Annotated in this window: 14 protein-coding genes; 4 read left to right on the forward strand and 10 right to left on the reverse strand. The window is 66.2% G+C overall.

Translation table 11 applies throughout. The annotated features are described in order from the left end of the window. The first annotated feature begins 260 nt into the window (after positions 1-260). A complete protein-coding gene (locus tag HT136_RS02000) occupies positions 261-554 on the forward strand; it encodes a hypothetical protein (RefSeq protein WP_214197278.1) in 294 nt (97 codons plus the stop codon). 66 nt (positions 555-620) lie between these two features. On the opposite strand, the gene HT136_RS02005 is transcribed toward HT136_RS02000, so the two are convergent. The 6 genes from HT136_RS02005 to HT136_RS02030 all read right to left on the reverse strand — a co-directional run bounded on the left by HT136_RS02005 (position 621) and on the right by HT136_RS02030 (position 7,539). Then, positions 621-1,442, reverse strand: a complete 822-nt coding sequence (locus HT136_RS02005; protein WP_214197280.1) for a phosphoadenylyl-sulfate reductase — start codon at positions 1,440-1,442, stop codon at positions 621-623. A gap of 24 nt (positions 1,443-1,466) precedes the next feature. Further along, positions 1,467-1,901, reverse strand: coding sequence for a DUF934 domain-containing protein (locus HT136_RS02010; protein WP_214197282.1), 435 nt, complete (start codon positions 1,899-1,901; stop codon positions 1,467-1,469). After that, positions 1,894-3,528, reverse strand: a complete 1,635-nt coding sequence (locus tag HT136_RS02015; protein WP_214197283.1) for a nitrite/sulfite reductase — start codon at positions 3,526-3,528, stop codon at positions 1,894-1,896. The genes HT136_RS02010 and HT136_RS02015 overlap by 8 nt, the downstream gene beginning before the upstream one ends. Beyond that, positions 3,528-3,824 carry a DUF2849 domain-containing protein gene (locus HT136_RS02020; RefSeq protein ID WP_214197285.1) on the reverse strand — a complete coding sequence of 99 codons (297 nt, stop codon included), beginning with the start codon at positions 3,822-3,824 and terminating at the stop codon, positions 3,528-3,530. Before HT136_RS02020 ends, HT136_RS02015 begins: the two co-directional genes overlap by 1 nt. Continuing rightward, positions 3,821-4,621, reverse strand: a complete 801-nt coding sequence (cobA, locus tag HT136_RS02025) for a uroporphyrinogen-III C-methyltransferase (protein WP_214197453.1) — start codon at positions 4,619-4,621, stop codon at positions 3,821-3,823. The genes HT136_RS02020 and cobA overlap by 4 nt, the downstream gene beginning before the upstream one ends. A gap of 95 nt (positions 4,622-4,716) precedes the next feature. Beyond that, the gene (locus tag HT136_RS02030; protein WP_214197287.1) at positions 4,717-7,539 is read right to left on the reverse strand and encodes a bifunctional diguanylate cyclase/phosphodiesterase; all 2,823 of its coding nucleotides are present in this window, start codon (positions 7,537-7,539) and stop codon (positions 4,717-4,719) included. Positions 7,540-7,777: 238 nt separating this feature from the next. Here HT136_RS02030 and HT136_RS02035 point away from each other — a divergent pair, with 238 nt between their 5' ends. Continuing rightward, complete coding sequence (locus HT136_RS02035) at positions 7,778-8,455, forward strand: helix-turn-helix domain-containing protein (protein ID WP_246543272.1); 678 nt, start codon at positions 7,778-7,780, stop codon at positions 8,453-8,455. A 17-nt stretch (positions 8,456-8,472) separates the two neighbouring features. After that, positions 8,473-9,417 (forward strand): GGDEF domain-containing protein, encoded by a 945-nt coding sequence (locus tag HT136_RS02040; RefSeq protein WP_214197289.1) that lies wholly within the window; start codon positions 8,473-8,475, stop codon positions 9,415-9,417. Between the two features lie 29 nt (positions 9,418-9,446). On the opposite strand, the gene HT136_RS02045 is transcribed toward HT136_RS02040, so the two are convergent. From HT136_RS02045 to HT136_RS02055, 3 genes are read right to left on the reverse strand one after another with little or no spacing between them, the layout of a single operon-like run. Next, positions 9,447-10,553 (reverse strand): mechanosensitive ion channel family protein, encoded by a 1,107-nt coding sequence (locus HT136_RS02045; protein WP_214197290.1) that lies wholly within the window; start codon positions 10,551-10,553, stop codon positions 9,447-9,449. Then, positions 10,550-11,776, reverse strand: a complete 1,227-nt coding sequence (metC, locus tag HT136_RS02050) for a cystathionine beta-lyase (protein ID WP_214197292.1) — start codon at positions 11,774-11,776, stop codon at positions 10,550-10,552. The genes HT136_RS02045 and metC overlap by 4 nt, the downstream gene beginning before the upstream one ends. A 49-nt stretch (positions 11,777-11,825) precedes the next feature. Then, a complete protein-coding gene (locus HT136_RS02055; RefSeq protein ID WP_214197294.1) occupies positions 11,826-13,160 on the reverse strand; it encodes a hypothetical protein in 1,335 nt (444 codons plus the stop codon). A 203-nt stretch (positions 13,161-13,363) separates the two neighbouring features. Here HT136_RS02055 and queF point away from each other — a divergent pair, with 203 nt between their 5' ends. Beyond that, a complete protein-coding gene (queF, locus tag HT136_RS02060) occupies positions 13,364-13,810 on the forward strand; it encodes a preQ(1) synthase (protein ID WP_246543273.1) in 447 nt (148 codons plus the stop codon). A gap of 16 nt (positions 13,811-13,826) precedes the next feature. Here queF and HT136_RS02065 read toward each other — a convergent pair whose 3' ends face one another. Continuing rightward, positions 13,827-14,093 (reverse strand): hypothetical protein, encoded by a 267-nt coding sequence (locus tag HT136_RS02065; RefSeq protein WP_214197298.1) that lies wholly within the window; start codon positions 14,091-14,093, stop codon positions 13,827-13,829. Positions 14,094-14,235: the final 142 nt, after the last annotated feature.

The following is a 14,235-nucleotide window of genomic DNA, read 5'->3' on the forward strand; positions in this document are numbered from 1 at the left end:
TATACAGGAAGTCCGGCGCGAACAGGAGGGGGTGTCAGGCGCAAAGGCGCGGCTTTTGGATGCAAAATACACACCTTGTTCCACGTTCTGCGCAATCGGCCCGGGCGGACGCACGATTGGAGGCCCGGGGAGCGGTAGAGGTTTTCTTCGTGCCGACTGCCTCTGTCCTGAGATAATTGTCTAGTACTGTTTATGTGGTGGCGCTAATTACGGCGAAGGCGGAAAGTACCGTCGGGTAATGTCAGCGAGAGGATCGAATTATGGGTGACGTGCGCATCAATGTCAGGACAACGCGCTCTGCCAATTCGGATAATCTGTTGCTCATGGTCAATGACCAGATCGTCGATCTTAGTGCGAGCGATGCCGAAGTCGACCTGAAACCCGGCGACCATACGGTCAAGGCGATTCTCACGCGCAAGCCCGGCGAATGTGGGCCGGTCAGTTGCGAGGTGGGGCTTCACGGCCGCGAAGGTGAACTGATCGAAGCGCTCAACGTCGAAGTCGCCGACTGGGGCGACATCAACCAGGTGCGCAAGACCATCTCGATCGCCTGACCGGTTGCGACGTGAAAAGGGCCGAACCTTGCGGTTCGACCCTTGTTCTCTGTCTGTTATGCGGCTTCAGAACACCGGGTCGAAGCCGGGAGGCAGTTCGCTGGCGGGGCCCTGTCCGTCGCCACCGTCCTCGCCGGGCTTGTGGATGCCGCACTCGGTCTTGTCCCAGCCACGCCAGCGGCCCGAGCGCGGGTCCTCGCCGGGTGCGACCTTGCTGGTGCAGGGCATGCAGCCGATCGAGGGGTAGCCCTGCGCCACCAGCGGGTGGGGCGGCAGGTCGTGCTCGGCGATGTAGGCCTCGATGCGTTCGGGCGACCAGTCGATCAGCGGGTTGATCTTGAGGCGGCCCTGCTCGTCGCTGGTGTCGATCTCGAAGCGGGGCAGGGTCTTGCGGGTCGAGGACTGGAACGCCTTGCGGCCGGTGATGGTCGCGTCGAAACCGGCGAGCGCCTTGGCCAGCGGCTTGACCTTGCGGATTTCGCAGCAGCCGTCGGGATCGTAGGACCAGCGCAGGCCACTCTCGTCCTTCTTGGCCAGATCCTCGGGATCGGGTGTCAGGTTGACGAGGTTGGTGAGGCCGAGCCTCTCCACGAGAAGGTCGCGGTAGGCGAGCGTCTCGGGGAAGTGCTTGCCGGTCTCGAGGAAGAGCACCGGGACATTGGGATCGATGCGGCTGATCAGGTGGAGCAGCACCGCGCTTTCCGCGCCGAAGCTGGAAACCTGGGCGACGTCGCCCGCCATGCCTTCCTTGAGCAGCGTCTCGAGCATCTCGCTCGTGTCGGTGCCGCGAAAGAGGCGGTTGAGACGCACCGCATCGGCCTCGCTGAAGCGAGGGCCGGTGTCGATGCGGTCGCGCACGCGACCCTGGGTTTCACTGGCTTGGGTCATCGGGTGGTCCCTTCTGACGGGCTCTCAGGCGCCGTGGCGCTTGGCCCAGATCGGCTGGCGGCCGTCGACGGCCGTCGCCTGGTAGACGTTTTCCCAACGCGTGAAGGCAACTTCCGCGTCCTTGGGGTTGAGCGGCTTTTCCGGCGCGAAAGCGTCGAAGCCGCAGCGGCGCAAGTGGTGGAGCATGTCGATCACGAGGTCGCCGGTGGCGCGCAGCTCGCCGGTGTAGCCCGCTTCGCGCAGAATCCGCGCCGAGGAGTAGCCCCGGCCATCGGTCCAGCTCGGGAAGGCGACTTCGACCAGCGCCAGCCGGTCGAGCGCGGGGAGCAGTTCGCGCGCGTCGTCGCCGGGCTCGATGCGCACTGCGGTGGCGTTCGACTGCTCGGTGAAGCCGCTGACGGTGATCGCGGGATCGTTGACCGCCTCGTCGTCGCGGAAGCGGAATTGCACATCAACCATAGATTGCCTCCTTGAACGGGGCCATGCCGATACGGCGGTAGGTGTCGAGGAAGCGCTCGTCGCCCTGCTTGTTGGCGAGGTAGACCTCGATGGCCTTCTCGGTGGCGTCGACCACGCCGTCCTCGTCGAAGCCGGGACCGGTGATCTTGGCGAGCGAGGTGTCCGCGCCTTCCGATCCACCGAGCAGGAGCTGGTAGTTTTCCTTGCCCTTCTTGTCGACGCCGAGGATCCCGATGTGGCCCGCGTGGTGGTGGCCGCAGGCGTTGATGCAGCCCGAGATCTTGAGCTTGAGCTCGCCGATCTCGGCCTGGCGCCGGGCCGAGCCGAAGCGCTCGGAAATCTTCTGTGCGACCGGGATCGAGCGCGCATTGGCAAGCGCGCAGTAGTCGAGCCCGGGGCAGGCGATGATGTCACCCACGGTGTCGAGGTTGGGGGTGGCGAGATCGGCCTTCACCAGTTCCTGCCACAGCGCGAAGAGGTCGCTCTTCTTCACGTGCGGGAAGACGATGTTCTGGGCGTGGGTCACGCGCAGTTCGTCGAAACTGTAGTCCTTGGCAAGGCGTGCCATGAGACGGATCTGGTCGCTCGTGGCGTCGCCCGGAATACCGCCGATGGGCTTGAGCGAGACATTCGCGATCGCGTAGCCGGGGGCCTTGTGGGCGAAGCTGTTGCGTTCCACCCAGAGGCGGAAATCGGGATCGGACAGCTCGATCTCGTCCGACAGCCCGGTCTCGAAAGCGGGGTCGGCGAACATTGCCTGAATGCGCTCCAACTCGGCGAGCGGGGGCTCGATCGGCTGGGTGAGCAGGTGTGCGAACTCCTCGTCGACTTCCTTGGAATAGGCCTCGAGGCCCAGTTCGTGGACGAGGATCTTGATACGCGCCTTGTACTTGTTGTCACGTCGTCCGTAGCGGTTGTAGACGCGCACGCAGGCCTCGGCGTACGTGATCATCTGGTCGATCGGCACGAACTCGCGGATCTTCTTGGCGATGAACGGGGTACGTCCCATGCCGCCACCGACGTAGAACACGGCGCCGACTTGCCCCTGGGCGTCCTTCACCAGCTGGATGCCGATGTCGTGCAGGCGCATGGCCGCGCGGTCGGTCTCGCTGGCGATCACCGCGATCTTGAACTTGCGGGGAAGAACAAGGAATTCGGGGTGGAAGCTCGACCACTGGCGCAGGAGTTCGGCGTAAGGACGCGGATCGACGACTTCGTCGGCGCTGGCGCCCGCGTACTGGTCCGAGGAGATGTTGCGGATGCAGTTGCCGCTGGTCTGGATGGCGTGCATCTCGACCTTGGCGAGATCGGCCAGCGCGTCGGGCGTATCTTCCAGCTTGATCCAGTTGTACTGGATGTTGGTGCGCGTGGTGAAGTGGCCGTAGCCGCGATCGTACTTGTCGGCGATGTCGCCCAGCACGGTCATCTGCTCGGAATTGAGCGTGCCGTAGGGCACCGCGACGCGCAGCATGTAGGCGTGCAGCTGAAGGTAGAGGCCGTTCTGGAGACGCAGCGGCTTGAACTGGTCCTCGGTCAGATCGCCCGCGAGGCGGCGGCGAACCTGATCGCGGAATTCCTCGACGCGCGTGTCGACCATCTGCTGGTCGTATTCATCGTACTTGTACATTAGATCACCCAGTTCACGGCTTGCGGGTCGGAGGGCTTGAGCGTCAGGTCCGGACGGACCGTCGGGCCCAGCGCGCGGATGCGCTCCTTGATGTGGAGCGGACGCACGCCGTTTTCGTCCTTCTCGGCGTCGATCACGTAGGCGCCCACGACATTCTGGACGCCTTCCTCGCGCGCGATGATCTTTGCGCCCTGTTCGCCGGTGTCGGCGGCATTGTTGACGTCGAGCGACCAGCCCACGCCGGTCCACCAGATGACGGCCCCGCTCTTGAGGTCATTGCCGGTAACGATCTTCACTGCTCGGTCTCCAGCGCCAGGGCGCGAATGGTGCGATCGGGAAGGCCGCCCTCGATGCGGGCGACTTCGCCGATGACGATGAGTGCCGGGCTCTCGACGTTCTCGTGCGCGACGAGATCGGCAAGGCCGGCAAGGGGCGCGCGCAGGACGCGCATGTCGGAACGGGTCGCCTTCTCGATGACGGCGACGGGAACGTCGGGAGCCAGGCCGTCGGCCATCAGCTTCTCGCTGATCTGCGCCGCCGTGGCGAGCCCCATGAAGATTACCAGCGTGCGTCCCTTGCCCGCAAGGCCCGACCAGTCCTGGTCGGAAAGGCCTTTGCACTGGCCCGCGACGAAGCTGACGATGGAGGCGTGGTCGCGGTGGGTGAGCGGAATCTGCGCGGCCGCGGAGGCGCCGAGCGCCGAGGAAATGCCGGGGACCACCTCGACGGGTACGCCAGCCGTGCGGCAGGCTTGCGCCTCTTCGCCGCCGCGTCCGAAGATGAAGGGGTCGCCACCCTTGAGGCGCACGACGTCGTGCCCGGAAAGCGCCTCGCGCACGAGCAGGGCGTTGATCTCGTCCTGCTTCATGGTGTGGCGCGAGCGGCTCTTGGCCACCGAGACGAGGCGCGCGGCAGGACGCGCCATTGCAAGGATGCGCGGATCGACGAGTCCATCGTGGACGATGAGCGCCGCACCCATCACCAGGCGCGCGGCGCGCAAGGTGAGGAGATCGGGATCCCCGGGGCCGGCGCCGACCAGATGGACGGTGCCGATGCGGGGCGCTTGGCCGGAAAGGGCGGGCTCGAACTGCATGGTGTGCCACATGGTGCGCCGCGCGCCATCATGCCAGCCAGAATGCCTTTGCCGCCCCTAAGGGCATCTTTAGTGGAGGCCGGGCGAGTGCGTGTTCAGGCGGCTCCGACAATCGGGATGAGGGGCTCCGCGCTCGGTTCCGGCATCGCCGAGGTCAGGCTTGGTGCATGGCCGGGGCGCCCGAGGAAGTAGCCCTGAGCCTCCTGGCAGCCTTCGCTGAGCAGGAGATGCAAGTGTTCCTCGGTCTCCACGCCTTCGGCCAGGACCGGAATCTTGAGCGACTGGCCAAGCGCAAGCACGGCGCGGATGATCGCCTGGGCTTGGTCGTTGCCGTTGGACTGGAGCAGGAACGACTTGTCGATCTTGATCTTGTCGAACGGGAAGGACTGGAGGGTGTCGAGCGAGGAATAACCTGTGCCAAAGTCGTCCATCGCGATGCCGACGCCCAGCGCCTTTATCTGGCGCAGGTTGTGGAGGGCGCGGGCCTTGTCGGTGATGATCGCGCTCTCGGTGATTTCGAGTTCTAGCCGCCGGGCGGGCAGGCCGGTTTCGATGAGGACGCGAGTCACGGTCTGCGCGATGTCGGGCTGCACGAGTTGGATCGGCGAGAGGTTGACCGCGACGCGGTGGTCAACCGGCCATCGCGTCGCCTCGCGGCACGCCTGCTCGAGGACCCATTCGCCGATCTGAATGATCAGCCCGGCCTCTTCGGCGATGGGGATGAACTCGACAGGCGAAATGACGCCGCGCAGCGGGTGGTGCCAGCGCAACAGCGCTTCATAGCCCGAAAGGCGTCCGTCCTCGAGGAAGCACTGGGGCTGGTAGAGCAAGGCCAGTTCCTGGCGTTCGATGGCCTGGCGCAAGTCGCTGGCGAGCTTGCGGCGGGCACGGGCGCTTTCGTCCATGCTCGATTCGTAGAAACACAAATTCTCGCCCAACTGGCCCTTGGCCCGGTACATGGCGAGATCGGCGTTGTTCAGCAGCGTCTCGCGCTCCTTGCCGTCGGCCGGGAACGCCGAGACACCGATGCTGGCCCCGAAGTGGAGTGTCTGCCCCTGGTGCTCGAAGGGGACTTCGAAGCACTTCTCGAGGCGGTTCACGAAGTCGTTCAACTGATGGTCGGAGGTGTAGGGCTTGCCGACCCCGAATTCGTCGCCGCCCAGGCGTGCGGCGAATTCGTCCTCGAGCAGGTTCGCCCTGAGCCGGCGGGCGATCTCCTGGAGGACGACGTCGCCCCAGGCGTGGCCGAAGCTGTCGTTGATGTCCTTGAAGCGGTTGAGGTCGAACACCGCGACAGCCAGCTTGCGGCGGAGGTGCTGGGCCTGGCCGAGCGCCTCGTCGAGCCAGAGGTTGAGGCACGTGCGATTGGCAAGTCCGGTCAATCCGTCGTGGAGCGCCATGTGGGCGATGCGCGCTTCCGACTGGCGCTGGTTGGTGATGTCGTCGAAAGTCGAGACCCAGCCCCCGTCGGGCAGCTTGCGGCTGCTGATCGAGACGACGAACTCCTCCGAGAGTTCGGAGACGATCGGCGCCTGCGCCGGGTTGGTGCGGCAATTCAGGACGAGTTGGCGCGCCTTCTCGACGTCCTCCTCGGAAACCGTCTGGCCGGTCTTGGCCTCGAGGACGATCCGGATGACTTCCCGGTGGGAGAGGCCTGCCGGCAGGTCGTCCTCCTCCAGTTCGTACATTTCGAGGAAGCGCGCGTTGCGCAGGACGAGGCGTTCGTCCGCGTCGAACAGGCACAGGCCCTGGTGCATGTGGCCGAGCGCGGCGTCGCGCTGCTGGCCGATCGCGGCGATGCGGTCCTGGTCCTCCTTGCGCTGGGTCACGTCGCGGGTGATCTTGGCAAAGCCGATCGGATGGCCGCGCTCGTCCTTGACCACCTCGATGGTGACCTGGGCCCAGAAGCGCGAGCCGTCGCGGCGCACGCGCCAGCCTTCGCCGGTGAACTTGCCGGTGACCGTGGCGATGCCGAGCGCCTTGAACGCCAAGCCTTTTTCCCGGTCTTCGGGGGTGTAGAAGGTCTCCACCGCGCAGCCCAGGACTTCGTCCGCCCGGTAGCCCTTGAGCCGTTCCGCGCCGGCGTTCCAGCTCGCCACCCGGCCTTCGAGGTCGAGGATGTAGAGCGCGTAGTCCGAGATGCCCTTGACCAGCAGCGAGAACTGCCGCTCGCTGGCCTGGGCGACCGCCTGCGTGCTGCGCACCAGCAGCAGCCCGGTCACCGCGAGCGCGAGCAAGCCGAGCGAGATCGCGCCAACGATGAAGTCCATCGTCAGGGGCGAGATCGTGCCACCATGCGCCTCGAGGCGCGAAGGCGTGATGACGAGGCCGGTCATGCCCAGGAAGTGAAGCGCCAGGATGGCAGCTGCCAGGAGCAGTGCCGCGCCTGCGAAACGGCTTTGGCGTGGGCGAGAAAGAACGAGATGGAAAGCCGGGACGAGTGGCACGATGGCGGCAACGAATGAACCGAGGACATAGCCGCTGCGCCAATCGAGTTGCGCGGGCAGTTGCAAAGCCATCATCCCGCAATAGTGCATGGCGCTGATGCCAAGGCCGGTAATGGCGGCGCCGAGCGCGATCGACACGTGGCGCGATCCGGCCTCCCGGGTCAGCGCGACGAGGCCGAGCGAGATCATCAGCACCGCGACCAGCAGCGAGGCGAGCGTAAGCGCGAGGTCATAGCCCGCGATGATACCCGGCGCGTAGCCCAGCATGGCAATGAAGTGGGTCGCCCAGATGCCGAAGCCGCCCGCGGCGCCGGCCAGCAGCGTCGCGTTGAGCCTCGCGCGGCCGGTGCCCGACACGGCGTGGCGCAACAGCAGCATGGTGGTCGCCGAGGACAGCATGCAGATCAGTCCGGCAGCGAACACATAACGCAAGTCATGGTCGTCCCGGATACAGGAGAGAATATCCAGCAAGTGCGAGTCCCGATTTGTTTTACGGGTAACTACGGGTTAAGGTGTTACGAGTTTGTAAACGTTGTCGTCCGGCCGAAATCAAGGGCTCGACGGGCGGAAAGGTGCGGCAAATCTTGCCTACCGGTCCTGGGAAGTGGGTTGGGGCTGTTAGCTTTCGCATCTGCCGGACGTTTGCCGGCCTGCTAACTGAATCTTTACCTCGAAAGGGGAAATTCCGCGTTCACGTGGAGGTCCAGTTTTGGCTATTGCCGCTCATTTCGATTCCGCCGACGACGTGATGGGCGCAACCCGCGCCCAGCGCCGCCGTCTCTTCCTTGAAACCTTCGGGAAACTTCCATCGGGGAGCGAAGCGCAGGTCTCGATCCACAATTTTTCCGAAACCGGGGTCCTGCTCGAGACCAACGTGGATCTCGAAATCGGCGAGACCCTCGAGATCGCGCTTCCCGAGGCGGGGGCCATCCCGGCGCGAGTCGTGTGGTCAAGCGGCTCGTTATACGGCTGCGGTTTCCTGGCCCCGGTTCCCATGGCGGTGTTGAGCGCGGTGACCTTGCGCAGCGCGGTCCAGATGCAGGCGGGCGTTCTGCCCGAGCCGCCTTCGACCGAATCCGGCGTTGGGGGCGAAAGCCTGGGCGAACGGATCCATCGCTTGCGCAAGCTGCGCGGTCTCACGCAGGGCGAGCTGGCGAATCGACTGGGCGTGAGCAAGCCGACCGTCTGGGCCTGGGAACAGGGGCGCGCGCGTCCCATCGAGGAGCGCATGGCCGGAATCGCCGAAGCGCTTGGCGTCGCCAGCGAGGACTTGCGTCCCGACCGCTTCGCGCCCGGACTGAGCGAACTCATCGCGCGTTGCCGCGAGCAGATCGCCGCCGCCGTGGAAACCGCGCCCGAGAAGGTGCGGATCATGATCGAGCTGTGATGGGCAGGGCAAGTGGCATGATCAGCAGGCTCAATCTCCAGGAGGGTTTCGCGCTCTACCGCATGTTGGCGGATGGCAGCCTGGACATCGTCCTGAAGACCGATCTCAAGGGCTACATCCTCGATGCCTCCCCCGCGATTGCGCAACTGGGCTTCGATGGCGCCGACGCGCACGTCGGCGTGCATTTGCTCGACCTCGTCGGCGAGGAGGGCAAGGAAGTGGTCGCGCAGGCGCATGGCGCGGCCGTGGGCGGCGGCGAGGGCGCGGACTGGATCGAATTTGCCGCTGTCACCGCCGACCAGCGCGAGAGCTGGTACCGCTTCCAGTCGCGCGCGCTGCGCGACGAGAACGGGACTATCTACGGCGCGATCAGCCTGATGCGCAGCATCGACGAACAGCGCACCCTGCGCGAGCAGCTCTTTACCGCCAACTACACCGACCCGCTTACCGGCCTGACCAACCGCTCCGCGTTCGTTTCGATGCTCGAGCATATGCTCGAGAGCGGCATGCACGGCTGCATGGGGCTGTTCAGTCTCGACTTCTTCCGTTCGATCAACATGCGTTACGGGCAGCACACCGGCGACGAGGTGCTGCGCACATTCGCCAATCTCCTGCGCGAGATGCTGCGCTCGGACGACATCATCTCGCGCATCGGCTCGGAGCGATTCGCGGTCCTGCTCCCGCGCACGACGCCCGAGCAGGCGGAGGCGATTTGCCTGCGTGTGGTGACGACACTCGCCGAATTGCGCCAGCAGGTGGGCGACTACCAGTTCGCGATCACCGCCAGCGCGGGCGTCGCGCATATCACCGACAGCCTCGATTCGACGATGGAGCGCGGGGAAATGGCGCTGTTCGTTGCCAAGGCCAAGGGGCGCAACCGCCTCGAGATGGAACGGGCCGACCGGCCGCGCTTCGCGCCGGGCGACGATACGGGTGCGCGCAACCGGCGCCACGACGACTGACGCACAGCCTGCGACGGGGCGCGCAAGGCTCAGTCGGCCCGGGGCCCGCCCACGCCTTCGCCATCGGTGGCGCGCAGGGCCGCGACGACGTCGCGAAGTGCCTCGCTGGTGCGCAAGTTGATGTCGCGCTGGGGAAATGGAATCTCGATTCCCTCGGCGCGGAACAGGTGCCACAGCTTCTTGAGCACTTCCGAGCGCACGTTGCCGGTGCCTTCCTCGGGATCGGTGATCCAGCAATGGATGATGAAGTTCACCGAACTGTCGCCGAACGATTCGAGCCAGGCGGTGGGCGGCGGGGCCACCAGAACACGCTTCACCGAACGTGCGGCCTCCAGCATCAGTTCCTCGGCGCGTACGATGTCGGCGTTGTAGGAAATTCCGACCGGGACCTGGATGCGAACGTTCTTGCTCGAATAGGACCAGTTCTCGACCTGGTTGATCATCAGGTTCTCGTTCGGGATCAGGTATTCCTTCTGGTCGCGCGTGGTCAGCGAGACGGCCCGGATGCCGATGCGGCGGATTTGCCCGAAGGTGGAATTGCCCGCCTGGTCGGTGATCGCGATGACGTCGCCCGGCTTGATCGACTTGTCCATCAGAAGGATGATCCCGGCGATGAGGTTGCCGAAGGTCTTCTGCAGGCCAAAGCCGATGGCGAGGCCGAAGGCGCCCGAAAACACCGTCAGCGCGGTAAGGTCGATCCCCAGCAGGTCGATGCCGACGAGGATCGCGATGCCCCAGATCAGAAGGCTGAGGCCTTTCTCGATCAGGAGGCGCTGGGTCATGTCGAGCCGCGTCGCGCTGGCGAGCACGCGGTGCGAAGCCTTGTTCACAGCCCAGGCAATCGTGATGACGAGCGCGGCGACGATGAAGACGACCGCCAGGTCCCACAGCGAAACGCGGGTCGTGCCGACTTCCACCGCCAGGCTGTCGAGCGTGTCGATGAAGCCGCCCACCGTGTTCGAGTGCGAGGCGACCGCTTCGCGCAGGCCATCGGCTCCGGCCAGCGGCTGGTCGATGTAGGGCGTGACGGTGGGGCTGGGAGCGGCAACTGCCGCGCTGGAGGCGTCCCCGGTTCCGCTTGGCGCGGGATCGGGTATCTGCGCAACGGCGGCGGCGAGGGCGCTCGAGAGGATCATGCGCGCTTCCAGGCCTCGAGCGCCTGCGCGATGTCGGCGATGAGGTCCTCGGGATCCTCGAGCCCGATGGCCAGGCGCACGCCGTGCCGGTCGACGGCCGGATCGTTGCCGCTGGCAGGAGGCCAGGGCATCACGCTGCGCGCGCCTTTTGGCTGGATCGGCAGCGCGAGGCTTTCGTAGCCACCCCAGGAAAAGCCGATGCCGAACAGCGAAAGGGCATCGACGAAGCGGTCGCGGTCGGCCGCGCTGCCGCCGCGAAAGATGAAACTGAACAGCCCGCAACCGCCTGTGAAGTCGCGCGACCACAATTCGTGCCCGGGCGCGCCGGGGAGCATTGGGCACAGGACTTGCGCGACTTCCGGGCGCTCGGCGAGGAAGCGGGCGATCTTGAGGGCGCTCTCGCTTTCCTGGCGCAGGCGCAGGGCGAGCGTACGCAGGCCGCGCAGGGCAAGCGCGGCGTCATCGGGCGAGACCACGTTGCCAAGCTGCTGCGCGCGCTTGCGCAAGGCGGCGTAGAGCTCGGGCCCCGCGCTGGCGCTGCCCATCATCAGGTCGGAGTGGCCGCCCACGTGTTTGGTGAGCGCCATCAGCGAGATGTCGATGCCGTGTTCGAGTGCGGCGAAGCCCAGCGGGCTCGCCCAGGTGTTGTCGAGCACCGAGACCGCGCCCTTCGCGCGCGCGATGCGTGCCAGTTCGGGCAGGTCGCACATCTCCATCGAGAGGCTGCCGGGCGCCTCGAGCAGAACGGCGCGGGTGCGCTCGCAGAACAGCGCGGCATAACCCTCGATGTCGCGCGGGTCGAAGAAACGGGTCTCGACCCCGAAATCGGTGAGCAGTCCGGTGCCCATGGTCCGGCTGGGGTCGTAGGCGTTGTCGCTGATCAGCAGAACGTCGCCCGGCTTCACCAGCGTAAGCAGTACGCCCGCGATGGCGGCGACGCCCGAAGGGTAGATCACGGTGCCCGCCGCGCCCGGTTCGAGCTGGGTCAGCGCGTCGCACAGCGCCCACTGGGTCGGGCTGCCGCGCCGGCCGTAGAAAAAGCGGCCGTCCTCGTTGTATTGGCCGTTGCGCGCAAGCGCGGCGGTGTCTTCGTAAAGGTGGGTGGATGCGCGCCAGACGGGGGGATTGACGACGGGACCAGTCCATTCCTTGCGTCGTCCCGCTCCGACGACCCGTGTGGCCGTGCGGGTGTGCTTGCCGTGCGTGCTTTCGCTCAAAATCAACTCCGCGTCCTGCCCGGACGATCAACGGGGGGCTTGGTGCTCCTCGACCCTAGACAACCTCGGCGGGTAAATCGAGAGGGGTGAGCATCTTGCGCCGTCCAGCCAGGATTTCGCGGGTGTCGACCGGCTTGAAATCACGCGGGCCGGTGTCCACCCGAAACGGCGCCAAAGGCTGGTCCGGGGCGGTCTGGCCCGGAGCGCCCTGGCCGACCGTGAACACGAGGCCCAGTTCGAGATGGGGCAATTGCGCATCGTAGTCGGGGTGGTCGTGGCCGGTCGCCAGCGCAAGGCGTACAAGCGGGACGAAGAAGGCCGCGTTGCCTTCGCGCACGGCGCGGATGGCGCCGAGCGGCAATTGCAGCTCGTGCTCGATGACCACGCTCTGCCCAGGGGCCATGCGGGGGATCGCGCCGATCACGGGCAGGCTGGAGAGAGGCGGCTCGAGCTGTTCCTCGCGGCTCGCCGAACCATGCGCGGAAACCAGGTCGGCATGGAGGCGTGCGTGCGGAATCTCGGTCAGCGCGCGGAGCGTGAAGCGCAGGCGCAGCGAGGCGTAGACGAGCGAAAGGCGCAGCGACACCGGCTCGAAGGTGATCTCGCCGTGAGCCTCGTTCTGCCGGGCTGGCGCGGCTGACTGCGGAGTTGACGAAGATGGAGCGGGGCGGGGCGGCGTTTCCGCCCTAACCGCGCGCGGCGAAGCGGCGGGGCTTGGCGGAGGCGCCACCACGGGTTGGGTCTCGACCTCTTCCGGTTCGGAGGCGCCAGACGAACGCTTGCGCAGGAACACGAAGGCCAGTGCGAGCGCCAGTGCGCCGAGTGCGCCCATCGCGATCAGCCACCATGGCACCGAGGCCCCTTCGGCGCGGCTGACCGGGGGCGGAGCCGGCTTGGCCGCAAGCGGTTCGGATGCGGTATCTATCGGCGCGGCCGGAGACGCGGCGGGCACGATAGCTTGTGACGTGGCAGCGCTCGGCGACGGGGACGGGGCCGGCGAAGGGGCTGCTTCGGGCGCCTTTGGGCGGGCAATGGTGGTCGCCGAGGGTTCCGGCTGCGGTCTCGCAGTCACAGGGGCGCCAGGTGCCGGGGTGACGCGGGCCGAGGGAACGGCGCTCGGGGGCGGAGTGACCGTCACGTCCCGGGGAGCTGGTGTCGGTGCGGGTGCGGGTGCGCGGCTGGGCTGGGTGGTTGGATCCTTGGGGTCGACCGGGCCGACGATCGCGGGCGTGCTCGGGCTCGTGGTCGGAGCGGGCAGGCTCCAGATCGGGGTGCGGGGCTCGGCCTGCGCCGGCTGCGCCTGATCCTGCGATTGCGCCGTAGCCGCAACGGGCATGGCCATTGCGACGAGCGCCAAGGCTCCCGGCGTGATGCGTTTCGTTCCCCTCATGACCTGTTCGTCCAACCTCTCCCGCGCTGAACCCCGAGTTAATGCGCCTCTCGTGCCCCTACGAATGCGATGGGACGTTGCCTATGGTGGCCGACCCGGATGTCCCCAAGTTTGAACCCCCGGCAAAGGGTCGGGGCGGCATCCCCCTACTTGTCTCGCGCGCCGCTTGGGTCCATGCGCAGGATATGAGCAACACTCCTCCCATGACCCCGATGCATCTGGGGCAGCAGAGCGCGCTGCCGACCTCGCCCGAGGAGGCCGTACTCGACTACGTGCCCAATCCGCGCGCCAAGTCTCTCTATCTGGTGCGGTTCGCAGCGCCCGAGTTCACCTCGCTGTGCCCCGTGACCGGTCAGCCCGACTTTGCGCACCTCGTGATCGACTATGCCCCGCGCGAGACCATCGTCGAATCGAAGAGCCTCAAGCTGTTCCTGGGCGCCTTTCGCAACCACAACGGCTTCCACGAGGATGTTACAGTCGGGATCGGCCAGCGCCTGTTCGACGAGATGCAGCCGCATTGGCTGCGGATCGGCGGCTACTGGTACCCACGCGGCGGCATTCCGATCGACGTGTTCTGGCAATCGGGCGCGGCGCCCGAAGGCCTCTGGTTGCCCGATCAGGGCGTGCCCGGTTACCGCGGACGCGGCTGACGCCTCGCCAAGTGGGCTATTTCTGGGCGAACTGGACTTGATGGACGCGGGTGAGATCGATCTCGCCCGTGCCCAGTGCAGATAGCTGCGTCGAGGGCATGCATTGTGCATAGACCGTGGGCGCATCGGCCCGAAGAGCCACATCGGTGGCCAGCGCCTCGTCCAACTGGCCCGAGCAGGCGGCCTGGCTCTGGAAGGTTTCTGCGGGCGCGTCCAATCGTCGGCAGGCGGTGCCGTCGTCGCTGCAGCCGAACAAGGCGAGGGCAATAAGGGTTGCGCTCATGAATGATCTCCTTCCTTGTGAAGAAGAACGGGCGGGACGCCAAAAGTATCCCCGATTTCCGAGGTTTTTGACTCGCTTCGCGTAAATTGCGCGGTTCCCGTTATTTACGGCCGTCGCGGCGAGTGGAGTCCTGCGTGCGACG

The sequence above is a fragment of the Novosphingobium profundi genome (assembly GCF_018491765.1).
GTDB lineage: Bacteria > Pseudomonadota > Alphaproteobacteria > Sphingomonadales > Sphingomonadaceae > Novosphingobium > Novosphingobium profundi.